22 protein-coding genes and 1 tRNA gene are annotated in these 22650 nt (G+C 57.4%); 15 read left to right on the top strand and 8 right to left on the bottom strand.

The genetic code is table 11. The features are described from left to right. Positions 1–310 precede the first annotated feature (310 nt). The 3 genes from GH656_RS05560 (at position 311) to GH656_RS05550 (ending at position 2874) form a co-directional block, all read left to right on the top strand. The gene (locus GH656_RS05560) at positions 311–685 is read left to right on the top strand and encodes a sodium/substrate symporter small subunit (protein ID WP_153074956.1); all 375 of its coding nucleotides are present in this window, start codon (positions 311–313) and stop codon (positions 683–685) included. Further along, positions 686–2704, top strand: a complete 2019-nt coding sequence (locus tag GH656_RS05555; protein WP_153074955.1) for a sodium:solute symporter family protein — start codon at positions 686–688, stop codon at positions 2702–2704. Positions 2705–2783: 79 nt separating this feature from the next. Continuing rightward, positions 2784–2874 (top strand) — tRNA-Ser (locus GH656_RS05550). Between the two features lie 128 nt (positions 2875–3002). Here GH656_RS05550 and acs read toward each other — a convergent pair. After that, the gene (acs, locus tag GH656_RS05545) at positions 3003–4985 is read right to left on the bottom strand and encodes an acetate--CoA ligase (protein ID WP_153074954.1); all 1983 of its coding nucleotides are present in this window, start codon (positions 4983–4985) and stop codon (positions 3003–3005) included. Positions 4986–5353: 368 nt separating this feature from the next. On the opposite strand from acs, the gene GH656_RS05540 reads away from it, so the two are divergent. The 9 genes from GH656_RS05540 to GH656_RS05500 all read left to right on the top strand — a co-directional run bounded on the left by GH656_RS05540 (position 5354) and on the right by GH656_RS05500 (position 12907). Then, positions 5354–6250, top strand: coding sequence for a DMT family transporter (locus GH656_RS05540; RefSeq protein ID WP_153074953.1), 897 nt, complete (start codon positions 5354–5356; stop codon positions 6248–6250). Positions 6251–6390: 140 nt separating this feature from the next. Next, positions 6391–6987, top strand: coding sequence for a TIGR00645 family protein (locus tag GH656_RS05535; RefSeq protein WP_153074952.1), 597 nt, complete (start codon positions 6391–6393; stop codon positions 6985–6987). 59 nt (positions 6988–7046) lie between these two features. After that, on the top strand, positions 7047–8570 hold the full coding sequence (locus GH656_RS05530; protein ID WP_153074951.1) for a fumarate hydratase: 1524 nt from the start codon (positions 7047–7049) through the stop codon (positions 8568–8570). 199 nt (positions 8571–8769) lie between these two features. Continuing rightward, entirely contained in the window at positions 8770–9246 is a 477-nt protein-coding gene (bfr, locus tag GH656_RS05525; protein ID WP_153074950.1) for a bacterioferritin, read from the top strand. Positions 9247–9385: 139 nt separating this feature from the next. After that, complete coding sequence (murI, locus tag GH656_RS05520) at positions 9386–10345, top strand: glutamate racemase (protein WP_153074949.1); 960 nt, start codon at positions 9386–9388, stop codon at positions 10343–10345. Between the two features lie 146 nt (positions 10346–10491). Continuing rightward, complete coding sequence (locus tag GH656_RS05515) at positions 10492–10728, top strand: (2Fe-2S)-binding protein (protein WP_153074948.1); 237 nt, start codon at positions 10492–10494, stop codon at positions 10726–10728. Between the two features lie 242 nt (positions 10729–10970). Beyond that, positions 10971–11702 carry an energy transducer TonB gene (locus GH656_RS05510; RefSeq protein WP_153074947.1) on the top strand — a complete coding sequence of 244 codons (732 nt, stop codon included), beginning with the start codon at positions 10971–10973 and terminating at the stop codon, positions 11700–11702. A gap of 33 nt (positions 11703–11735) precedes the next feature. After that, on the top strand, positions 11736–12470 hold the full coding sequence (locus GH656_RS05505; RefSeq protein WP_153074946.1) for a MotA/TolQ/ExbB proton channel family protein: 735 nt from the start codon (positions 11736–11738) through the stop codon (positions 12468–12470). Positions 12471–12487: 17 nt separating this feature from the next. Continuing rightward, complete coding sequence (locus GH656_RS05500) at positions 12488–12907, top strand: ExbD/TolR family protein (RefSeq protein WP_153074945.1); 420 nt, start codon at positions 12488–12490, stop codon at positions 12905–12907. Between the two features lie 345 nt (positions 12908–13252). Here GH656_RS05500 and GH656_RS05495 read toward each other — a convergent pair whose 3' ends face one another. Beyond that, positions 13253–14224, bottom strand: a complete 972-nt coding sequence (locus GH656_RS05495) for a LysR family transcriptional regulator (RefSeq protein WP_153074944.1) — start codon at positions 14222–14224, stop codon at positions 13253–13255. A 453-nt stretch (positions 14225–14677) separates the two neighbouring features. On the opposite strand from GH656_RS05495, the gene GH656_RS05490 reads away from it, so the two are divergent. The 3 genes from GH656_RS05490 (at position 14678) to hemP (ending at position 16111) form a co-directional block, all read left to right on the top strand. After that, positions 14678–15079, top strand: coding sequence for an OsmC family protein (locus tag GH656_RS05490; protein ID WP_153074943.1), 402 nt, complete (start codon positions 14678–14680; stop codon positions 15077–15079). Positions 15080–15152: 73 nt separating this feature from the next. Beyond that, on the top strand, positions 15153–15635 hold the full coding sequence (locus GH656_RS05485) for an SRPBCC family protein (RefSeq protein ID WP_153074942.1): 483 nt from the start codon (positions 15153–15155) through the stop codon (positions 15633–15635). Between the two features lie 242 nt (positions 15636–15877). Then, positions 15878–16111 carry a hemin uptake protein HemP gene (hemP, locus tag GH656_RS05480; protein WP_153074941.1) on the top strand — a complete coding sequence of 78 codons (234 nt, stop codon included), beginning with the start codon at positions 15878–15880 and terminating at the stop codon, positions 16109–16111. Between the two features lie 285 nt (positions 16112–16396). On the opposite strand, the gene GH656_RS05475 is transcribed toward hemP, so the two are convergent. The 6 genes from GH656_RS05475 to uvrB form a co-directional block, all read right to left on the bottom strand. Further along, positions 16397–16804 carry a GlcG/HbpS family heme-binding protein gene (locus GH656_RS05475; protein WP_153074940.1) on the bottom strand — a complete coding sequence of 136 codons (408 nt, stop codon included), beginning with the start codon at positions 16802–16804 and terminating at the stop codon, positions 16397–16399. A 33-nt stretch (positions 16805–16837) separates the two neighbouring features. Next, positions 16838–18250 (bottom strand): 4Fe-4S binding protein, encoded by a 1413-nt coding sequence (locus GH656_RS05470; protein WP_153074939.1) that lies wholly within the window; start codon positions 18248–18250, stop codon positions 16838–16840. Then, positions 18247–19092: an FTR1 family iron permease gene (locus GH656_RS05465; RefSeq protein WP_153074938.1), complete on the bottom strand. Its 846-nt coding sequence runs from the start codon at positions 19090–19092 to the stop codon at positions 18247–18249. Before GH656_RS05465 ends, GH656_RS05470 begins: the two co-directional genes overlap by 4 nt. A 47-nt stretch (positions 19093–19139) precedes the next feature. Then, on the bottom strand, positions 19140–19472 hold the full coding sequence (locus tag GH656_RS05460) for a cupredoxin domain-containing protein (RefSeq protein WP_153076569.1): 333 nt from the start codon (positions 19470–19472) through the stop codon (positions 19140–19142). A gap of 78 nt (positions 19473–19550) precedes the next feature. Next, complete coding sequence (locus tag GH656_RS05455; protein ID WP_153074937.1) at positions 19551–20099, bottom strand: iron transporter; 549 nt, start codon at positions 20097–20099, stop codon at positions 19551–19553. A gap of 290 nt (positions 20100–20389) precedes the next feature. Continuing rightward, positions 20390–22483, bottom strand: a complete 2094-nt coding sequence (gene uvrB, locus GH656_RS05450) for an excinuclease ABC subunit UvrB (protein ID WP_153074936.1) — start codon at positions 22481–22483, stop codon at positions 20390–20392. Positions 22484–22650 lie beyond the last annotated feature (167 nt).

Below are 22650 nucleotides of genomic sequence, written 5' to 3'. Positions count from 1 at the left end.
TAGAAATTATTATTTCACCAGTAATTATTTTTAAATTCTGCAAACCACTGGAGCCCAGCCCTTTAGCATGAATCATACGCGAAATATATCTCCCACCTTCTTTCACCATATTGCAGAATAAAACTCCCCGGATGAATCAATGCCTCAACGGGCGACACACCATATATGGATCGAAAATATAAAAAATATGGAATTAATCTGAAAACTCAAACCGCACCCGAACCTGTTTAAGTCAACTCAACCGATCACCCCACCCCACCGCATGGACAATCCTCATTGCGGATGCAAAGCCTTTTTGATACACAAGCGCATGACTGCGCCGCCCACCCACCCCCATCGCCCCAAACCAGCGAAGCAAAGCGCCCACCACACGCCCCCGGCAGATCCTCCCATCGTCTCAACCGCGATGGCGCAGGCCTATCAACGATATTGGCGCTTTAACCTCGCGCTCATTGCCGTTTTGCTTACCATCGGCGGTGGCGTCTCGTTTGCCATTCCATTTGCCGCAGGCACCCTCAATGCGTTTCATCTCGCCGGATTTCGCCTGCCGTTTTATTTCGGTGCCCAAGGCGCAATCTTGATCTACCTGGCGCTGATCGTCGTGTACATCGTGCTAATACAACGCGCCGGCCGAAACTTGCGCCAAGCCACCGACGCCCAGTCGAACCCCACCAACGACACCTGAATGACCCTCACGCATCGGCTGATCCGCTCGTACGCGTTTTACACCCTGGGCTTTCTTGCCTTTATCTATCTGATGCTGCGAATCGAGCGCGTCACCGGTCCGGGCATGTGGATTGGCTATGTGTTTCTGTTTGTGCCCATCGCGGTTTATGCGGTGATCGGCCTGTTGTCACGCACCTCGGATCTGGTGGAGTACTACGTCGCCGGACGACGCGTGCCAGCGGTCTTTAACGGCATGGCCACCGCAGCCGACTGGCTCTCGGTGGCCTCGTTCATTGGACTTGCCGGGTCGCTCTATGCCACGGGCTACGACGGCCTGGCCTACCTGATGGGCTGGACTAGCGGCTACTGCCTGGTCGCTCTCCTGCTAGCCCCTTATGTGCGCAAACTGGCGCGCTACACCATTCCCGATTTTCTCGGCACACGCTTTTCGAGCAGCCTGGTACGAAGCCTTGCCGCACTGGCCACCATCCTGTGTTCGTTCGTCTATCTCGTCGCGCAGATTCAAGGCGTCGGGCTAATCGCCATGCGTTTTATCGGCGTCGATTTCGCCATCGGCATTTTTTGCGGGCTGGCAGGCATTCTGGTGTGTTCCTTTCTAGGCGGCATGCGGGCGGTCACCTGGACACAAGTCGCGCAGTACATCATTTTGATCGCCGCGATTCTGATTCCGGTGTCGATGATTGCGCATAAAAACGGACTAGGCTGGGTCGCGCAATTCAGCTACGGCAGCTTGATGACACAAGTCGAAACACAGGAGCAAGCCATACTCAACGCGCCGCCGGAACAAGCCGTGCGCCATCGTTTTCAGTTGCAAGCAGCACAGATCCAAACCCAACTGGACGCACTACCGCATTCGTTTGCTGACGAGCGCCTGCGCATGGTCAAAGCGCTGGCGGCATTGCGTGAACATAACGGCCCGTTACGCGACATCAATGCGCTGGAACACGCGCTCGACGCATTGCCCCACGATGCCTCTGGCGCACGTCAGCTCTGGACCCAGCAACGCGATGACCTGCTAGCCCGAGCAGCCGAACCAGTGCCGCTGCATGAACCGTTCCCCGCCGCAACCGAAGACGCCCACAGCAGCCACCGGCTCAATTTCCTTGCCTTGCTGCTGTGCCTATCGCTTGGAACCGCGAGCCTGCCGCATATTCTGACGCGCTACAACACCACGACCTCGGTGGCCTCCGCGCGCCGCTCCGTCGGCTGGACACTATTTTTTGTCGCGCTGTTTTATCTGACCGTGCCGTTGCTGGCGGTACTCATCAAGCACGAAATTCTGACGAACCTGGTCGGTCAGCGCTTCAGCGATTTACCGTCATGGGTCATGCAATGGCGCAGAGTCGAGCCGTATCTGCTGAGTATTGTCGACAGCAATGGCAACGGCATCGTGAACTGGAGTGAAATCCAGATGCAGCCGGACATGCTGGTGCTAGCTGCGCCAGAGATTGCCAGGCTGCCGTATGTGATGTCCGGCCTGATCGCAGCGGGAGCACTGGCGGCAGCTCTTTCGACCGCGGATGGATTGCTGTTGACCATCGCCAATGCCCTCTCCCATGACATCTACTACTGCATGATCGACCCGAAAGCATCGAGCCAGCGCCGCGTTAGCGTCTCCAAGATCTTGTTGCTGGGCGTGGCGCTACTGGCCTCTTACATTGCGTCGCTCAACACCGGCAATATTTTGTTTCTGGTGGGGGCAGCGTTTTCGCTCGCCGCCTCAAGCCTGTTTCCAGTTCTGGTGCTGGGTATTTTCTGGAAAAGAATCACGCGGCGCGGCGCGGTTGCCGGCATGACAGCGGGATTGCTGGTGTGCGTGTACTACATCGTTTCGACGTATCCATTCTTCACCCAGCTAACTGGTTTCAGCGGCACACGCTGGTTTGGCATCGACCCGATCAGCGCGGGCGTCTTCGGCGTGCTCGCGGGATTTTCTGTAGCCATTGCAGTGAGCCTGCTAGACCGACGGCCGGACGCCTACACCCAGGCACTCGTGGACTACATCCGCCACCCGTAAAGGCATCGCCCAGCACACACCGCCTTGCAACAGAAAGGGTGGCGCAATGTCTGGAGTTTGCTATACTGCGCGTCCTCGCGGAGAGATGGATGAGCGGTTTAAGTCGCACGCCTGGAAAGCGTGTATAGGTTAATAACCTATCCGGGGTTCGAATCCCCGTCTCTCCGCCAGACAGTCAATAAAAACGGGCCTCACGGCCCGTTTTTCATTTTCGCTTCACACACCCATCACCCAACCCATCAATTCGGCCAAGCGGGGCCAACAAAGCGGGGCAAACCACGCCCCCTAAAAACACCCCCTAAAGCGCCTCCCCCAACTGACCAAGAATCGCAGGGTTTTCCAGCGTCGACACATCCTGCGTAATCGCCTCGCCTTTCGCCAGTGAACGCAGCAAGCGCCGCATGATCTTGCCCGAGCGGGTTTTCGGCAAATTATCGCCAAAGCGGATATCTCGTGGCTTGGCAATCGGGCCGATCTCTTGCGCCACCCAGGCACGTAACTCCTGGGCCAGTTTCGTCGCCTCTTCACCCTCTGGGCGTGAGCGTTTCAACACCACAAATGCCACCACGGCTTCGCCCGTCGTGTCATCTGGCCGGCCAACCACGGCAGCTTCCGCGACAAGCGGATTGGATACCAGCGCCGACTCAATCTCCATCGTCCCCAAACGATGGCCGGACACATTCAGCACATCATCAATCCGCCCCATGATCGTGAAGTAACCGGTCTCCTTGTCGCGCACCGTGCCATCTCCCGCCAGATACAACCTGCCACCCAGCTCCGCCGGAAAATAGCTTTTGAGATATCGCTCGGGATCGCCCCAGACCGTGCGCAACATCGCAGGCCATGGACGTTTAATCACCAGAATGCCGCCCTGTCCATTCGGTACGTCCTGACCGGTTTCGTCCACGACGGCTGCCATGATGCCGGGGAGTGGCAAGGTGCAGGAGCCCGGCACCAGTGGCGTCGCACCAGGCAAGGGCGTAATCATGTGGCCACCGGTTTCAGTCTGCCACCAGGTGTCGACAATCGGGCAATGTCCGCCGCCAACATTGTCGTGATACCAGATCCACGCCTCGGGATTGATCGGTTCGCCAACGGTGCCAATGATCCGCAACGACGATAGGTCAAACCGCTTCGGATGAACTTTCGCATCCGCTTCGGCCAGCTTGATTAGCGAGCGGATCGCGGTTGGAGCGGTGTAGAACACGCTCACCTTGTGCTTCTCGATCATGCGCCAGAACCGGCCTGCATCCGGCCAGGTTGGCACGCCTTCGAACACCACCTGAGTGCCGCCCAGCGCTAGCGGTCCATAAGCGATATAGCTGTGCCCGGTCACCCAGCCAATATCCGCGGTACACCAGAACACATCCGTCGGCTTCCAGTCGAAGGTCCATTTCATGGTCTGAGCGGCCCACAGCAAATACCCTCCTGTGCTGTGCTGAATCCCTTTCGGCTTTCCGGTCGAACCTGACGTGTACAGAATAAATAGCGGATGCTCAGCGCTCAGTGGCTCAGGCGCGCAGGTGTCGGCCTCGGCCTGCATCAGCTCATGCATCCAGGCGTCACGCCCCGGGTGCCACGCCACCGCGCCACCGGTGCGGCGATACACCACCACGCTGTGTACCTTCTCGCAGCCGCCCAGTGCCAGCGCTTCATCCGCGATCTGCTTGAGTGGTAGTGCCTTGCCGCCGCGCATCTGCTCATCAGAGGTAATCAGCGCCACCGCGCCCACATCAACCAGCCGCTCATTGAGCGATTTGGAAGAAAACCCGCCGAACACAACCGAATGCGTTGCGCCCAGACGCGCGCAAGCCTGCATGGCGATGATCCCTTCGACCGACATCGGCATGTAAATCACCACGCGGTCGCCCTTCTTCACACCACTCTGCTTCAGCGCATTCGCCATCCGGCACACACGCTGCAGCAAATCCTGGTAGGTCACGTTGGTCACGGTGCCGTCATCCGCTTCAAAAATCACCGCAACCCGGCTGCCATTTCCAGCCTCAACGTGACGGTCAAGGCAGTTGTACGAAGCGTTCATTTCGCCGTCTTCAAACCAGGTGTAAAACGGTGCCTTTGATTCGTCGAGCACCTTGGTGAACGGCTTGCTCCAGCTCAGCGTTTCGCGCGCAAGACGCGCCCAGAAACCGGTGTAATCGCGCTCCGCTTCAGCGGTGAGCGCCTGATAGGCTTCCATGCCAGACACCGAAGCCTTGGCAACAGCATCCGCCGACGGCGGGAAAATACGGTGTTCGTGAAGAACCGACTCAATCGCAGACATCAACTACCCCCTGATGATGAAACTTGAACCCTGTATTGATGAAGCCGCTACGCCCGCGCACGGCTGCTTGCGCCGCGCCATGTGCGAGACGCCAGGTGCTAGACGCTATGGCAACGCCAGACGCTTCGGATGCCAGACTTCGCATTCACCCGAGGCCCCGCTCGCACCCGGCGCTCCGCATACACCGACACCTTCAGTGTGCCGCGCTGACGCGACGATAAGCGGTGCAACTTACCCGGCACTTACGCGAGCCAGCCCATTGATTCACCGCACGCCACGGAGGGACGCCGCAAGGCGTTTACGCTATAACAAGCACCCCGCAGGCACCCTCGCGCCATGCTAACTGAACTTCTCGCCCGGATTCCAGCTTGAATCGTTACGCCCTGCTCCTGATCGCGGCGATGCTGCTGGTTGGCACCAATGTCGGCATCGGTAAATCCATCGTCGCGTTCCTTCCCGTTTCGCTGTTCGCGCTACTGCGCTTTCTGCTTGCGATGGCGGTGCTAGGCCCGCTATTGCGTGTGCCCAAACTACGTCGCGTGACCCGCAGCGAATGGCTCAATCTGTTTTTACAGGCACTGTTCGGCACCTTCGGGTTTACGTTGCTAATGCTCAATGGCGTGCAACGGACCAGCGCTGTCGCAGCCGGGGTGATTACCAGCACCATTCCCGCAGTCGTCGCGCTCTTCGCGTGGATTTTTCTCAAAGAACGGCCCAGCGGGCGGGTGCTGGCTTCGATTGCGCTTGCGGTGGCGGGCATCGGCGTCATCAATCTGGCCCAGAGCGGGCACGACGCAAGCGCCACACAGGGCTCGCTCGCGGGCAACCTGATGGTGCTAGGTGCGGTGTGCTGCGAATCGCTTTATGTGATCTTGTCGCGCCGCCTCGCGCAAACGCTCGCACCACTTGAGATCTGCGCCTATACCCATCTGTTTGGCTTGCTCCTGATGTTGCCGCTCGGGGCCAGTGCGCTACTGCATTTTGATTACCGCAGCGTGCCTGCTGGCATCTGGGCGCTCGTGCTCTGGTACGGCCTTTCGGCCAGTATTTTTTCGTTCTGGCTCTGGATGAAAGGCATTCGCCATGTGCCTGGCAACCTGGCTGGCGTGTTCTGTGCGGTACTGCCTATCGCCGCCGCGCTCTACGGCATCGTGTTTCTGGGCGAACATCCCACGCTCGCGCACGGCATCGCCCTTGCCTGTGTTATCGCAGGCATCGGACTCGCCAGCCTGAAAGGCAGGCGCGCGCCACCCACCCGCGTCTGAAAACCGGCCAGACACCCGCCACCCGGCGCGCAGCGATTGTCCGCGCCCATGCGATCCAGATAAACGACGCTGTACAATAGCGCGCCTGGCGCCGGGGCAATCCAGTCCCGGCCAGGCCAGCGTCCACCATCCAGAGCCTCATGTCCGCACCACGCCACCGTTCTGCTGCCCAGCCCCGTCGTCCAATGCGCCCGCTGCCCGCTGTCATCTTCATGAGCCGCTGGCTGCAAGTTCCGCTTTATCTCGGGCTGATCGTCGCGCAAGGGGTCTATGTCGTTCTGTTTCTCAAAGAGGTCTGGCATCTGGTTACGGCCTCGCTGACACTAGACGAAACCAACGTGATGCTGGTCGTGCTCGGCCTGATCGACGTCGTGATGATCTCGAACCTGCTCATCATGGTGATCGTCGGCGGCTACGAAACCTTCGTCTCACGGCTCGGCATCGAAAATCACCCCGACGAACCTGAATGGCTCGATCACGTCAACGCTGGCGTGCTCAAGGTGAAGCTGTCGATGGCGCTCATCAGCATTTCGTCCATCCACCTGCTGAAAACCTTTATCAACCCCGATCAGCACACGGCGCATGCGGTGATGTGGCAGGTCATCATCCATATCGCGTTCCTCGCCTCTGCACTAATCATGGCGTGGGTTGACCGCCTGACCACGCATACCCATCCCGAGCATTTCCATGAACCGGCCAGCGAACCTCACGCTGCCCCGGCGAATCCGCAGAACTGACCGCGTTCCTGTCGAGAACCCGGCATATACCAGTTGCCCCCGTCCCCAACGAGCCCGTCATGACCGTCATCAAACAGGAAGATCTGATTCAGAGCATTGCTGATGCGCTTCAACACATCAGCTATTACCACCCGCTCGATTACATCCAGGCGCTTGGCCGCGCTTACGAACGTGAGCAAAGCCCCGCAGCAAAAGACGCCATTGCGCAAATCCTGACCAATAGCCGCATGTGTGCCGAAGGGCGCCGACCGATTTGCCAGGACACCGGGATCGTCACGATCTTCGTCAAGGTAGGCATGGATGTCCGCTGGGACGGCGCTACGCTGAGCGTGACCGACATGATTAACGAAGGCGTGCGCCGCGGCTACACCAATCCGGACAACGTGCTGCGCGCATCCATCGTGAGCCCGCCTGACGGCGCGCGAAAAAACACCAAGGACAACACGCCGGCCGTGATTCACTACGAAATCGTGCCCGGCGACAAAGTGGATGTGCAGGTTGCTGCCAAGGGCGGCGGCTCAGAAAACAAGACCAAGTTCGCCATGCTGAATCCATCGGATTCCATCGTCGACTGGGTGCTCAAGACCGTGCCACTGATGGGCGCGGGCTGGTGCCCGCCTGGCATGCTGGGAATCGGCATCGGCGGCACGGCTGAAAAAGCAATGGTGATGGCCAAAGAGTCGCTGATGGATGCCATTGATATTCAGGACGTCATCGCGCGTGGTCCACGAGACTGGATTGAAGCGATGCGCATCGAGCTGCACGAAAAAGTCAACGCGCTGGGCATTGGTGCCCAAGGGCTGGGCGGCCTCGCCACCGTGCTCGACGTGAAGATCATGGCGGCCCCTACGCATGCCGCCAGCAAACCCGTGGCCATCATTCCCAATTGCGCTGCCACGCGTCACGCCCACTTCACGCTCGACGGCTCTGGCATTGCCAAGCTTGAACAGCCTTCGCTAGATGCCTGGCCCAAAGTCGAATGGGTGGCCAACACCGAAACCAGCCAGCGTGTCGACCTCAACACCTTGACCCCTGAACAAGTCGCCGCCTGGAAACCAGGCCAGACGCTGTTGCTCTCGGGCAAGATGCTGACCGGCCGCGATGCAGCACACAAGCGGATCGCCGACATGCTGGCCAAAGGCGAAAAATTGCCGGTTGATTTCACCAACCGCGTGATTTATTACGTCGGCCCAGTCGACCCGGTGCGCGACGAAGTGGTGGGCCCAGCCGGCCCCACCACTGCCACACGAATGGATCAGTTCACCGAGATGATGCTGGCGCAGACAGGTCTGATTTCGATGATCGGCAAAGCCGAACGCGGCCCCGTCGCCATCGAGGCGATCAAGCGGCATCAGGCGGCGTATCTGATGGCAGTGGGTGGCGCGGCCTATCTGGTGTCGAAGGCGATTCGCAGCGCCAAAGTGCTGGCATTCGAAGACCTCGGCATGGAAGCCATTTACGAATTTGAAGTTCAGGACATGCCGGTCACCGTCGCGGTTGATTCAACCGGCACCTCGGTCCATCAGACCGGGCCAAAAGAATGGCAGGCAAAAATTGCCGGACTGCAGGCCATCTCCGCCTGAGCCGCATCAACCCGAATTAAGGACTACCCGAGTAAAGCAGCCGCCGGGGTAACGTGCCCCGGCTTCTTTCCCAACGTGCACAAGCTGTCCGGCACGCCCGACGAATGTCACCATCCATGCGCCAGGGTCTTGGCTTTTTCAGGCTCGACGTTTATTGTGGCTGGGCATTCAAAATCCCCATAATCAAAAAGGAAGAATCATGCAAGGCGACAAAAAAGTTATCGAATATCTGAACGCCCAGTTGAAGAACGAACTGACTGCCATCAACCAGTATTTCCTGCATGCACGCATGTACCGGCACTGGGGTCTCGAAAAGCTCGGCAAGCACGAATATGACGAATCCATCGGTGAAATGAAGCATGCTGACTGGCTGATCGAACGCATTTTCATGCTGGACGGCCTGCCGAATCTGCAAGATCTGCACAAGCTGCTGATCGGCGAAGAAACCAAAGAAATTCTGGAATGCGACCTGAAGCTTGAAAAAATTTCGCAAAACACTTGCAAGGAAGCCATTGTGTATTGCGAATCAGTACGCGATTTTATTTCGCGCGAACTCTTTACGAAAATTCTCGACGACACAGAAGAGCATATCGACTGGCTAGAAACACAAATTGATCTGATCGACAAAATCGGCATTCAGAATTACCAGCAATCAGCGATGACGCTCGACGCTTAAGCATTAGCCCATCAAGCATCTGCCAGCATCAGCCCACGTTCATCTGATGGCGTGGCTGATTTCTGGCGCTTGACTGGCATTGCCGCGGCGGCAGCGCTGCTGCGTTGCATTGCTTATCACCCCAGTTTATGACCCCATCATGACCGCCACGCCCGGCACAGCCTCACCGCTGCTTCCTGCCGAAGCCCTGATCTCACCCGTGTGCGATACCGCGTCCAGCGCCGCATCGACACAGATCAAGGCATCGCCGGGTGCCGCGCCGGTCGGGATTTTTGATTCCGGGTTAGGAGGCTTGTCCGTACTGCGAGCCATCAGGGCCCACTTGCCCAATGAAGCCTTGATCTATGTCGCCGATTCGCTCTACGCCCCCTATGGCGAACGCGACGACGATTTCATCACCGACCGGACACTCGCCATTGGCCAATGGCTCATCGCGCAAGGGGCCAAAGCGCTAGTGGTGGCCTGCAACACAGCGACGGCGCAATCCATTGCCATCGTCCGCGAGCAACTAGCGATTCCGCTGGTAGGCGTTGAGCCTGGCATCAAACCCGCAGCCTTGGTGTCACAAACCCGCATCGTGGGCGTCCTCGCCACGCAGGCCACGTTACGCAGCGCGCGCTTTGAAGCCTTACTGACTCAATATGCGTCCGGCTGCCGGTTTCTCTGCCAGCCAGGCCACGGCCTGGTCCAGGCCATCGAACGTTGCGATATCAGTTCCAGCACCTTACGCGCGTTACTGCGCAGCTATCTGCAACCGATGCTCGACGCTGGGGCCGACACCCTCGTGCTGGGCTGTACGCACTATCCCTTTCTCGATGCGGCCATCCGCGATATCGCGGGCGAGCGGCTCACGCTGATCGACACCAGCGTCGCCATTGCCCGGCAACTGGAACGCATCCTCGAGCAGCAAGCGCTGCGCGCCGATATCCAGCGCGCCCAGCCCCACCAGGCCCCTGTCAGCCTGCCACGGTTTTGCTCGACCAGCGACGGCGCGCACCAGCGTCAGCTCGCTGCGTTACTACTGCACATCGACGCCCCGGTAGAGCAGATCACCATCCCTTCGCGCCGGACCCATACCCCGAATATCCATACCGCATAACCCGCAGCGCCCTTCTGACTGCACCCAAAGCAGCCCCAGACCGCCGCTGCACAAGGCTCTGTTACAAAAATTCCAGCACCGGGCTTGCCAAACCCGCAAAACATAATGATAATAATTCGCATTAACGTTATCTATTGCGCTCTATCATGATTGTCTGTGTGTGCAAATCTGTTTCTGACCGAAAAATCCGCGCCTCTATTGCAGAAGGCGCGGATACGTTTGACGAGCTTCAATTCGAACTTGGCGTCGCCACATGCTGCGGCAAATGCGAAGAGTCAGTGCGTGACGTCATGGCACAAACAGGCGTGTGCGCCAGCCGCTGCGGCGTTGAGCACTCATCGTATCCAGTGCCTGTGACGTTTTATCACCAGAAAGCCGCCTGATACATCTGATACCCGCACCACACCGCCTTTCACCTCACCCGCACCCGCTACATCCTGTTAGCCAGTGCATGCCGTCTGCAAGCCGCCTGTTTCACAGCCAGCGACCGCTCTCATCCTGAATGGAGTTCGAGATGGAACTGCTGATCGGCTTTATGACCACTCTATGCATTTCATTGCTGATATTCCGAAAATGACCCCGCACTATCTGAAGGGCTGTATTCACCACGTCCGGCCACGCTAATATGCAGGCTTCTTCCTCTGCCTCTCCGGCCGTCTGGGCCGACCGGATGAATGCTCGCGTCGTCGCAGCCATCGTTGCCGTTCTGGCTCTCCATGCCGGGTTACTCGCGTTCCTGCTGAATGCCCGCAACGATCTTGCGCCTCGCCCAATCGAATCTCGCACCATCACAGCCGAACTGCTCAGCCCAGCCGCGACAGCAGCGCCGCTCGCTATCCAGTCGACGCCAACACCACCTGCTCCGACCCCGCCCACGCCGGTCGCCAAACCAAAAGTCCAGCCGCGCCCAACGCCGATCGCCAAGCCAACCCCGACGCCACTACCAGAAGCCGCCGCGCCATCACCTAACGCGCTTGCAGCACCAGAACCGACACCCGCGCCAACGGCAGCAACAGCCCCTGCGGCCACCGCTGCCGGGGCTCCCGCCACGGGCCAGCCAACGATGGCGTTAAGCGCGCCCAAGAACGTCGCGCACCTCGACTGCAACATTATCCAGCCCGCTTACCCGGCACTGTCGCAACGCCGCGGCGAAAGCGGCACAGCGCATGTCCGGTTCGTTGTTGGTTTAACCGGCAAGATCGAGAGCATCGAACTCAAAAAAAGCAGTGGTTACAGCCGGCTGGATGATGCTGCCATGTCTGCGATGCGCGCCAGTTCATGCCGTCCGTATGTTGAAAATGGCGCGCCGATCCGGGCCATGTACACCCAACCTTTTGAATTCGGTCTGAAAGACTGAAACAGGCAACCGACTCCACGCAAAGGAATTTCAATGCAGAACTATGGTTTAGCGCACGTTTGGGCGCAGGGCGATTTTGTGACGTGCAGCATTGCGCTGGCACTTCTCATCATGTCAGTGTTGTCATGGAGTGTGATCGTCATCAAAGGCTGGAATGTTTTCCGCCTGAAGCGTCTGACCCAGGACGCCGAGCAGGCATTTTGGCACTCCGACGATTTCGCCGATGGCATCCGCAAGCTCGGTCACGACACCTCAACACCGCAAAACAATCCATTTCTGGCACTGGCGCTGGCAGGTCAGGAAGCCGCCGATCACCACCACCAGACTCAGCCCCATCTGCATGACCGGATGGATGTCTCCGACTGGATTACACGCTGCCTGAAAGACACCATGGACGACAGCGTAGCCCGCATGCAAAGCGGCCTCGCCATTCTCGCGTCGATTGGCAGCACTGCGCCGTTCGTTGGGCTGTTTGGCACGGTCTGGGGCATCTACCATGCGCTGCTGACCATTGGCGCAACGGGTCAATCGTCGATTGACCAGGTGGCAGGTCCAGTCGGCGAGGCACTCATCATGACGGCATTCGGCCTGTTTGTTGCGATTCCAGCGGTGCTGGGCTACAACGCGCTGACACGTGCGAATAAAGGCATCGTCAGCAAGCTGAACCGCTTTGCTCACGGTCTGCACGCCTTCTTCGTGACGGGGGCCCGCCTGTCATCTTCCCGGCGCAAAGACGGCCTGCGCCTCGCCACTGCCCACAGCAACTGATTCAGACGAGACTCCAGATGGCTATGAGCCCTTTTGCCAGCGACGACGACGATGGCCTGATGAACGAAATCAACATGACGCCGCTCGTTGACGTCATGCTGGTGCTGCTGATCGTTTTTATGGTGACTATTCCGGTGATACGGCATGCCGTAAAAATTGACCTGCCACACGCCAGTAGCCAGAAAGAAGACACCAAACCCGCCCAAGTGAATGTTTCCGTCCAGGCGGATGGCACCGTGCTGTGGGATGCACAACCGGTAAACGAAGACACCTTGCGCGAGAAAATTGCAGCAGCGGCTCAGGCGAGCCCACAACCTGAACTGCATCTGAATGCCGACCGTAAAGTAGCCTATGAAAACGTAGCGAAGGTCATGTCCGCAGCCCAAGCCGGTGGCATGACCAAAATAGGTTTCGTCACCCAGCCGGAAAGCCACTAACTAAATCGGGGCCCCGCCCAGGAAGCGCTTCAGCCCGCGCACAAAGTAAAAGGCCTTCATCAGAAACGATGAAGGCCTTTTTTTGCGCACTCGGCGCCTTCGGGCGGCAGGATCACTGGCCTTTTGCAGCGTTTGAAGCACCAGTATCACTACATGCGGCAGCCGTGATTGGCACGGACAGCGCGGTCAGCCCTATGAGACTCGCTATGATAGCGGCCATCAATTCCCGCATAAGAAACACTCCTTAGCGAAAGGAATTTCAATATAGGCGCAGCAATATCCCGATACAAGCAAACAACCATTGAATGTGCTGATCGCACATTCGGCATTCATGGCGAAAGCGCATCAAGGTGCCGGAGTAGGCGGCATCGGTGTGAGTTCAGGGCATTCCTGTTCCACATATTTGCCGCCATCGGGATCAAGCATTTCAACCAGATAATCGACGAATGCCCGCACGGCCGGCGCCATCCCCTTACGTGACAAAAATACGGCGTAAAGCTGCGGCACCGGCAACGTCCAGCCAGGCATCACGGGCGAGAGCTGCCCCGAACGCAATGCGGCGCTGTACATGATTTCTGGCAGCGCGGCGATCCCAATACCGGCTAGCACGGCGGCACGCAAAGTCATCATGTCAGCACTCACCAGACGCGGCTCATGCTCATGCACGTGATAGGTGCCATCAGGCGCAATCAGGTTGTACACATGGCGGCCGTCCCCCGTTGGGGTGTCCAGCGTGTCGAAATGATCCAGGTCATCCGGCTGCAACGGTAGCGGATGCTGATCGAGCAGGTTCGGCGCGCCCACCAGCATCTGCCGGGTACGCCAAAGCGGCCGCACAATAATATTCGCGTTCTCCGGAGGCACCGAGCGCACGCGCAACGCAACGTCAATGGCATCTTCATACAGATCAACCACGCGATTCGTTACTCGCATAGCCACGCGCACTTCTGGGTAGCGCTGCATAAACTGCGGCAAAATCTGCGACAAAATGGTCTGGGCAATAGTGACCGGCACGCTCACCCGAACCGTGCCTCGTGGCGATGAGCGCAGTTGCTGCACCACATTGACCGCAGCCTGCGCCTCCAGAAGCATCGCCTGACAGTGCTGATAGAACATTTGCCCCGCTTCGGTTAGCGCGAGCTTGCGAGTCGAGCGCTGCAGCAAACGCACCCCCAGCGACGCTTCCAGTTCGGTCAGCCGTCGTGACAAGCGTGACTTGGAAATACCCAGTTCCCGCTCAGCAGCGGAAAATCCCCCATGCTCAACAACTTGCGAGAAATACATCAAGTCGTTCAGGTTATGTGAATCAATTTTCATTTTGTCGTTCCATCCATTAGAGCAATCTAATGTCATTCAGTGACGATTAACGCTAAAAGCGGCCCCAATAATAGCGTTTTGTTTAAAAATTTATATTTCCTCTTTTCCTTTTTTATGACCCTGAAGCGTGCCAGGTGCGCGTGCCCAAGACGCACGAATGCGCTTGTCCTGCCTGGCACCGCAATACCTCCGAATGAGTGGTGATATGCCGGCAAAATGCCGTCGTTCTGTTCAGCGGCGTGGAGGCGCGAGACCCATTGAGGACCCATCACGCCAAGGCCTCACAGCCGTACCATCACGCCTCCTGTAAAACTCGCCCCTTGGTTCCTGGCCCTCTGGAGCTCCCGGCTAACGTTGCCGCAACAAGGCACCAAGGGCATCAATTTCGTTCACAATGCCACTTCTTGCCGCACGGGCCCCGCCGTGCGGCACCCCTTACAGGAAGGAGCGAGTATGGCCACCTCCAGCGTGACGGCACAGATCAGTTCGACGAATTTCAAGGTCGCCCTTGATGACGGCTCACATACGTGGTTCTCGGATGAACCCGAAACCGATGGCGGCGGCGACCGTGGCCCAACGCCCATCGCGCTTTTGCTCTCCAGCCTCGGTGCCTGCACCTCCATTACGTTAAAGATGTACGCGCAACGCAAAGGCTGGCCGCTTGACGATGTCCGTATCACGTTGACGCTTGATAGCAATCACAACGAGAGCACCATCATCGAGCGCAGCATCGTGCTCGAAGGCCAACTGTCCGATGAGCAACGAGAACGGCTATTGCAAATCGCCAATGCCTGTCCGGTCCATAAAATTCTGGCCCATCCGATCTCCATCAGAAGCGGTCTCGCGCTGGCCTGAATCTTCCCCCGTAACGCCCCCGCATCAATGGGCCACCACCTGGATGGCCCAGCTTTAAGAGGAAACTGTTGCCTTGAATTTCGAACACTTAATCCAGATCAACGATCCACTGAACCTGCTCATCGAACCCATGACGCGCGAGCAACTCTGGGAAGGGCTGAAATTACGCGCCGAGCAACCACAATTGTTTGTTGTCGGGCTCGACAGCTGCACGATCGTGTCACGAACCCAAACCACGCTGGAACGCGAACTGCACTACGGCAAGATCATCGTCCATGACCGTGTGACGCTCTCGCACCATGAAAAAGTGCGCTATGACATTCAAGCGACTGAAACCTATGTCGGCGGCTCACTCACCATGACGATCGAACAACCCGAACCATCGCAGTTGTTCTTGCGCTTCAACTACAGCACGACACTGCCCGTGGCCGACCACCAGGATGCCATCCAGACCCAGGAAATCGTCAAGTCAGCCTATTACGAGGCAGATCTCGACACCGTCCGGTTGATTCGGCAATACGTTCAGGGCAATGGCCATCCTGACGCGCTGCATTAAGACGCCATCTATCGCGTCATAACACCACGCCCGGCAGGCAGCCTGCGGCCGGGCAAAGCACACAGAGTTGCCCTAGCCTCTGGCAACGCTACCCGGCATAGGCCTTTGCCAAAGACGCGTCACCATCCAGGTAGTCATTTGTCTGGCTATTGAAAAGAAGATCCGATGAATTTTGCGTTCTTGCGAATAGGAACGATTATCATTTAGAATTGGTTCATCGACTCATCAACCTGAAGCCCAGAATGACTGAACAGACCCGCTCTTCCACGCTTAACCTACGTCGTTCAACGGCTTCGGCGCTAACCAGCCGCTCCAGACCAGCCCGCACCACTCCTGCAACAACACCCGTTGCAAGTTCGAAAGTAATTAACAGCAACACGCTGCTTCAAGGTCTTAGCCATATCAGCATCATGCATAACGGCGAAACCTATCAACTTCGCTCAACACGGCTAGGCAAGCTGATTTTGACGAAGTAACACCAGGTATTGTGGGGACCACCTCCCAGAGAGGTGTTGGCATTAGCCAGCCACGACGGCTTGCACGCGAGATCTAGACCCCTTCGTGCAAACACCAAGCCAGCCGTCGCAGCCAGCCAGGCCATTTTTTTGGTTCTCACTGCAATGCAGGCGCTCCATCTCCGGACACCGCCTGATCGCTATAGTTTTCTTTAGCTTTTAGTTGTTAAAACACCGGAATGATCATCCGTCATTCCGGTGTTTTTATTTATGCATTTGCACCTTAGATGCCTTAGAGCCAAAGGATCAAGCCATCCCCAGCGCGGCAATCCCCGCGCGGGCAATCGCTGCATCCTGATCCGACTTCACTCCGGACACACCAATCGCACCCACCACCGCCCCTTCAACCACGATTGGCACCCCGCCTTCCACCATTGCCGATAAAGGTGCACTCAAAAAAGAAATACGCCCTTGTTGCACGATCTCTTCATAGACTTTGCTTTCGCGCCGCCCAAGCACCGCCGTGCGTCCTTTACCCATTGCCATTTCAACCGTGCTGGGCGCGACATTGTCCATCCGGTGCAAGTAAAGCAAGTGGCCGCCATCATCGAAAATCGTGATGGTGACATTCCATTGATTCGACACGGCATGTGCTTCAGCCGCACTTGCCATTTTTTTGACGTCAGAATCTGTCAAAACCAGTTTAGTTTTCATCGCTACCTTGTGTAAAAACAGGTCACTGTTGGCTTAACCCGTCCAGCCCCAAAACATCAGCCACCAGGCACTATCCACAACCGCCAGCGCAGCCATGAACCAGACCATTGCCAGTCCACGCTGAAGCAGTGTCGCGCTATACCGGCGTGTCACGAGCCACGCCAGCCAGGCGCTCCAGATATTCGCCACGACCAGAAGCGAGATCCGCATATCCGAGGCCCACCACAACGACACATGTTCCGCGCGCAGCAGCGAAAGCGTGGTCGCTGAAAGCCCAAGAAATACCCCCGCGCCAGCAATTGGAATCAGCCCCTGCGCCAGGTGATGCAGCCGCATCATGGCAAAACGCCCCAGCATCTGCGTTGCACCAGCCAGCAAAAATAACAGCGTCGTGCCATATACCAGTGCGGTCGCCAGGATGTAGCCGATCACCATCGTCCCGTCGAGCCACGAAAACACATCGTTTTGCTCGGGGTAATGAGTAAACAGAAACCATGGCACGTTCGTCTGGAGCGGCCAGGTAATATCATGGTCAATCAACCAGGTAGCAAAAAACGTTTTTAGCGAGATAAACCAGGGTGACCCAGTCCAGTGAAATGCGCCGAGCGCAATGCCCAGCAGACCATACAAGATAAGCGCCGTATCCCAGGCACTGGCATGCTTGTCGCCCAGCTCAACTACCTCTTGCGATGGAGCACGCCATGTCAGCGCAATCGCATCACGGTGGCCACTGCAGCGGCCGCACATATGGCAATCCGCCGCACCTTTCATATTGCGCAACGGCACGAGCGGCGCGCAATTCACCGGAATCACGCGATGCCCATGCTCGCCTTCGGTATATGAGCGACGCCACGCATCTTCGTCAACCTTGTAGCGAAAGGGCGCGAGCCGGGACAACAACGAAAAAACGCCATTCACCGGACACAGATATTTGCACCAGACGCGCTTTTCACGTCCATACAGCAAACCGATAATCATCGCGGCAAGCGTCGAGCCACCCAGCACCAGCAAAACCGCTCGCGGATACTGATAAACGCTAACCATCTGGCCATAGATCGTCGTCAGGCCAAAAGCAACGAAAGGCCAGCCGCCCCAGCGCATCCAGCGCGGAATGGCCCAACCCCGGCCATATTTGCTGGCAAATTCAGCCAACGCCCCTTCGGGACAAAGCACCCCGCACCACACACGCCCAAGCATGACCATCGACAGCAGCACAAATGGCCACCAGATGCCCCAGAAAACAAACTGGGCAGCAAGCGTGAGGTTATTCCAGAGATGCGCGGTTTCGTCTGGTAACGGCATGAATACCGGGACGAGAATCAAAAAAAGATAGACAGCGACAACGCCCCACTGGATGCCACGGATCAACGAGCCGTGGCGCTGCATCCATTGCCCAGCGGCAGCCAGCCGGCTGGAGCGGCCAGGGCGGCTTAAAACCTGACTCATGCTGTATGCCCTGCGGCTCGTTGTGCTGGCCCGCGGTTTGCACGGCGCACCAGTAAATACACCACGAGCCAGTAAGCCGCATATGCCAGCAGATTCATCAATGCTGGATGAGCCCGATAGCCGGTGAGCGTGGCCACCAGCGAGCCCAGCGTGCCTGAATCATCAAGCAGCGCAGAGGTATTCCATACCTGGTCGATCAACGTCGGCAAAATTTCCTTGTCGATCAGTTTGTCGACCCCCGTCTGAAACAGGCCCGCGCCAAGAAACAGCAACATGATCTCGGTGACCCGGAAAAAGAGCCGCCACGAAAAGAACTTGCCACCCAGTTGAAGCACATAAAACGTCAGGAATGCCAACGCGAGACCCAGCACAACAGCGAGCATCTGGGCCTGATCGATGTGCCCCGACTGACCAAAACCCAGGCCATACAGAAAGATGACCGTTTCGCTGCCTTCACGGGCAATCGCCAGCGCCACCAACACCGCGACACCCCACCAGTTCGCATCCTGCCGGCTCTTTTGCAGCGTCTGTTCCATATCACGCTTGAGCGTGCGGCCATGCTGCTTCATCCAGAGCACCATCTGAACAATCAGCACGCAGGCCACCAGTACCATCGCCGTCTGGAAATAATCTTGTGCGTCACCTGACAGCACCTCGGTAAAACCGATCAATGCAGCACCCAGCGCCACGGCAGCCAGAATGCCCACGGCAACACCCGCCCACAAATACGGCAAACCCCGCCGTGCATCCGCGTCACCGTTCTTCAGCCATGCGTACAAAATGCCGACGACCAGCAGCGCCTCGACACTTTCCCGCCACACAACAAACAACACCTGACCCATCGAAAACCTCCCACACTCAATAAGCGCCAGGCGCTCTCAAACCGCCACTATTTGGCGACAATCACGCCTTGCGCCTGCTGGTGAAAGTCATCGAAAAATTTATATTCGCCCGGCGATAGCGGAGCAATGACAACAAATGAATCCGCCCCTGGAGCGAGCACCTTTTCTTTGCGCAACTGCAAGCTCTCGAATTCAGCCGCACCTTTGCCGGTATTGCGCACTTCAATCTTGATGCGCTGGCCCGCTGGGACTTCGATGCGTGCCGGATTGAGCTTGCCGTCCTTCATTTCCAGCTGGAATGTCGGCAGATCGGCAGCGTGCGCGATGCCAGCGCACGATCCCGCGAGGGCAACCATCGTCAATATTTTTTTGAATTCCATATGCCCTTCCTGAAAACGCGGCATGCCGCGCGCGCTGCATGCCGCCGGATCGCCGGTAACGGCGATCTCGATTCTCAATCAATACCCGCCCTTCTTGCCAATCCCGGCGAAGGTGAAATCGTAGTTCAGCTCAAACGGCTTGAACCACGGACCTACGCCTGTTTCCTTGTCGACGTGACGGCCAAATGCCATGTGGCCCGTCTGTGACGGCGGTGCAATAAACAGCTTCAGATGATATTTGCCTGGGCCGGCGAGCTTCACGTTGTCGCCGTAATGAGGACCATCGCTGGCGACCATTGCCATCAAATCGCCCTTTTGCACCTCTTTCGAACCGGCTTTCGACAGTTCGTAGCGCACCTGCAGGTAAGGCATCCAGTCGCCTTCGGCGAAACCGGTCGGATTATTCTTCACCGCATGGATATCCGCCTCAAGGTGAATGTCGGAATCCGACGCTTTGCGCATCATTCCTTCTGGTTCCATCGTGATCGGCTGCAAATACACCGCTCCGATCTCCATACCACCCTGAATCTGCTGCTTGCCAATCGGATACTCGGCGGCACTGGCCGACAACGCAACGACAGCAGCAGCGGCAGCAATGCCACCGCACAAATATGAGGAAACCCGCATTGAAACTCCTGATAGATCAGACTGGGAGGAAGAGAGACGCGCCGCAAGCAACGCGCCCAGGACAATGGCCAAACATTGCCAAACACATTGCCAAAAAATGAGAACGTGAACGCTTTTTGCGAAAGCAATAAAAACGCTAATGCGAACAATTCTCAATAATTGGAAAGTTTAGCACTCTTCCCCATAGAGAACCATGCGGATTGCCGCAAAACCTTGCCCTGTAAGGATTTCAGAAGGTTGGAGTGCCTTCTGGCGAGGTTCAGTCTTAGTGCCAGATCATGCGAATCACATCATTTTGTGCTGTTGATATGGTCGCCGACGTTGGCACCAAATACGCGCTCACGTAATAGCGCAAGCTGATCGCGTGTCTGAGCCGCCTGCTCAAATTCGAGATTTTTCGCGTGCTCCATCATTTGTTTTTCCAGCCGCTTGAGCTCTTTGGCCAGTTGCTTTTCAGACATGTCTTCAAACCTGGCCCGTTGTTGCTGCTCTTTCAGCTCGGCCCGCGCTTCGTCAACGTTATAGACGCCATCAATGATGTCCTTGATGCGCTTCACTACACCGCGCGGCGTGATGCCCATTTTTTCGTTGAAGGCGATCTGCTTGGCGCGCCGCCGCTCGGTTTCGTCAATCGCACGCCGCATTGAATCGGTAATCCGGTCGGCATACAGCACCGCCCGGCCATTCACATTCCGCGCGGCACGGCCAATGGTCTGGATCAACGAGCGTTCCGCGCGCAAAAAGCCTTCTTTATCAGCATCCAGAATCGCTACCAGCGACACCTCAGGAATGTCCAGCCCTTCGCGCAGCAGGTTAATCCCGACCAGCACGTCAAAGGTGCCCAAGCGCAGATCGCGGATGATCTCGACTCGCTCCACGGTATCAATATCGCTGTGCAGATAACGCACCTTGACGCCATGTTCTGCAAGGAAGTCGGTCAATTGCTCGGCCATGCGCTTGGTCAGCACCGTCACCAGCACCCGGTCCCCCGCCTTGACCCGCTCGTGAATCTCCGACAGCACGTCGTCGACCTGGGTGCTCGCCGGACGTACCTCGATCATCGGATCAACCAGGCCCGTGGGACGCACCACCTGCTCAGCCACCTGGCTAGAGGTTTTGCGTTCGTAATCGGCCGGTGTCGCCGAAACAAAAACGATCTGGCGCATCTTGCGCTCGAATTCAGCGAACTTGAGCGGCCGGTTGTCCAGCGCCGATGGCAACCGAAAGCCGTAATCGACCAAGTTTTCCTTGCGCGCGCGATCGCCGTTGTACATACCGTTGAGCTGGCCAATCAGCACATGCGACTCGTCCAGCAACATCAGCGCATCAGACGGCAAATAGTCGATCAGCGTAGGCGGCGGCTCGCCAGGCAACGCGCCAGAAAAATGCCGGGAGTAGTTTTCAATGCCTTTGCAAAAGCCCAGCTCCTGCAACATCTCAAGATCAAAACGCGTACGTTGCTCAATCCGTTGGGCTTCGACCAGCTTGCCGCCCTGATAAAAAAATTCGAGCCGCTCACGCAATTCGTCCTTGATCGTCTCGATGGCCCGCATCACGGTCTCGCGCGGGGTCACGTAATGCGACGAGGGGTAGACCGTGAAACGCGGAATTTTCTGCCTCACGCGGCCGGTCAGCGGATCGAACAGCTGCAAGGTTTCGACCTCGTCATCAAAAAGCTCGATACGGACGGCCATTTCGGCATGTTCAGCCGGGAAAATATCAATCGTGTCGCCGCGAACCCGGAACGTGCCGCGCTGAAAATCGGTCTCGTTGCGGCTGTACTGCATTGCAATCAACCGCCCGATAATCTCGCGCTGGCTAATTTTGTCGCCGCTGCGCAAGGTCAGAATCATCTGGTGATACTCAGACGGATTGCCAATACCGTAAATCGCAGAAACGGTCGCCACAATCACCACATCGCGCCGTTCCATCAGGCTTTTAGTCGCGGACAGCCGCATCTGCTCGATATGCTCGTTAATCGCAGAGTCTTTTTCGATGAACAGGTCGCGCTGCGGCACGTACGCTTCGGGCTGGTAATAGTCGTAATACGAAACGAAATATTCAACAGCATTGCGCGGGAAAAATTCTCGAAACTCCGAGTAAAGCTGCGCCGCCAGGGTCTTATTCGGCGCGAACACAATCGCCGGGCGGCCAAGCCGCGCAATCGTATTGGCCATCGTGAAGGTTTTGCCTGAACCGGTCACGCCTAGCAACGTCTGGAACAACAAGCCATCTTCGACGCCTTCAACCAGCGTATTGATCGCGGTGGGCTGGTCGCCAGCCGGTTCAAATGGCTGATAAAGCTGGAATGGAGAGCCCTCAAACGAGATGAATTTAGCCTCGTCGTGCGTTTCGGCAGCGTCACGTGTGCGATGTTCGGACATAAATGCGGCTCCCGGCCAGAAACAGGCAAACGGCCATTCTAGCGTTTTGCCCAATTGCAGGCGGGCCGCGCTGTGAATCTGGCGCGGGCGTCACTGGCCTATCCTGAAATTAACCGCTTTAGGCTAGCGCCCGATTCACGGCGCGCATCGGAGTTTCGAAGTTTTAT

Origin of the sequence: Paraburkholderia bonniea (assembly GCF_009455625.1) — a bacterium.
Taxonomy (GTDB): Bacteria; Pseudomonadota; Gammaproteobacteria; order Burkholderiales; family Burkholderiaceae; genus Paraburkholderia; species Paraburkholderia bonniea.
Note: the sequence above shows the minus strand (reverse complement) of the source record. Positions and strands in the feature narration are given on the sequence as shown.

Excerpts from the sequence above, each read along its gene's own strand:
- GH656_RS05535 (WP_153074952.1), top strand. The coding sequence starts at position 6,391 with ATGTCCGCACCACGCCACCGTTCTGCTGCCCAGCCCCGTCGTCCAATG.
- GH656_RS05515 (WP_153074948.1), top strand. The coding sequence starts at position 10,492 with ATGATTGTCTGTGTGTGCAAATCTGTTTCTGACCGAAAAATCCGCGCC.
- GH656_RS05495 (WP_153074944.1), bottom strand. The coding sequence starts at position 14,224 with ATGAAAATTGATTCACATAACCTGAACGACTTGATGTATTTCTCGCAA.
- GH656_RS05465 (WP_153074938.1), bottom strand. The coding sequence starts at position 19,092 with ATGGGTCAGGTGTTGTTTGTTGTGTGGCGGGAAAGTGTCGAGGCGCTG.
- GH656_RS05490 (WP_153074943.1), top strand. The coding sequence starts at position 14,678 with ATGGCCACCTCCAGCGTGACGGCACAGATCAGTTCGACGAATTTCAAG.
- GH656_RS05475 (WP_153074940.1), bottom strand. The coding sequence starts at position 16,804 with ATGAAAACTAAACTGGTTTTGACAGATTCTGACGTCAAAAAAATGGCA.
- GH656_RS05460 (WP_153076569.1), bottom strand. The coding sequence starts at position 19,472 with ATGGAATTCAAAAAAATATTGACGATGGTTGCCCTCGCGGGATCGTGC.
- bfr (WP_153074950.1), top strand. The coding sequence starts at position 8,770 with ATGCAAGGCGACAAAAAAGTTATCGAATATCTGAACGCCCAGTTGAAG.
- GH656_RS05455 (WP_153074937.1), bottom strand. The coding sequence starts at position 20,099 with ATGCGGGTTTCCTCATATTTGTGCGGTGGCATTGCTGCCGCTGCTGCT.
- hemP (WP_153074941.1), top strand. The coding sequence starts at position 15,878 with ATGACTGAACAGACCCGCTCTTCCACGCTTAACCTACGTCGTTCAACG.
- acs (WP_153074954.1), bottom strand. The coding sequence starts at position 4,985 with ATGTCTGCGATTGAGTCGGTTCTTCACGAACACCGTATTTTCCCGCCG.
- GH656_RS05500 (WP_153074945.1), top strand. The coding sequence starts at position 12,488 with ATGGCTATGAGCCCTTTTGCCAGCGACGACGACGATGGCCTGATGAAC.
- GH656_RS05530 (WP_153074951.1), top strand. The coding sequence starts at position 7,047 with ATGACCGTCATCAAACAGGAAGATCTGATTCAGAGCATTGCTGATGCG.
- murI (WP_153074949.1), top strand. The coding sequence starts at position 9,386 with ATGACCGCCACGCCCGGCACAGCCTCACCGCTGCTTCCTGCCGAAGCC.
- uvrB (WP_153074936.1), bottom strand. The coding sequence starts at position 22,483 with ATGTCCGAACATCGCACACGTGACGCTGCCGAAACGCACGACGAGGCT.
- GH656_RS05505 (WP_153074946.1), top strand. The coding sequence starts at position 11,736 with ATGCAGAACTATGGTTTAGCGCACGTTTGGGCGCAGGGCGATTTTGTG.
- GH656_RS05470 (WP_153074939.1), bottom strand. The coding sequence starts at position 18,250 with ATGAGTCAGGTTTTAAGCCGCCCTGGCCGCTCCAGCCGGCTGGCTGCC.
- GH656_RS05560 (WP_153074956.1), top strand. The coding sequence starts at position 311 with ATGACTGCGCCGCCCACCCACCCCCATCGCCCCAAACCAGCGAAGCAA.
- GH656_RS05510 (WP_153074947.1), top strand. The coding sequence starts at position 10,971 with ATGCAGGCTTCTTCCTCTGCCTCTCCGGCCGTCTGGGCCGACCGGATG.
- GH656_RS05555 (WP_153074955.1), top strand. The coding sequence starts at position 686 with ATGACCCTCACGCATCGGCTGATCCGCTCGTACGCGTTTTACACCCTG.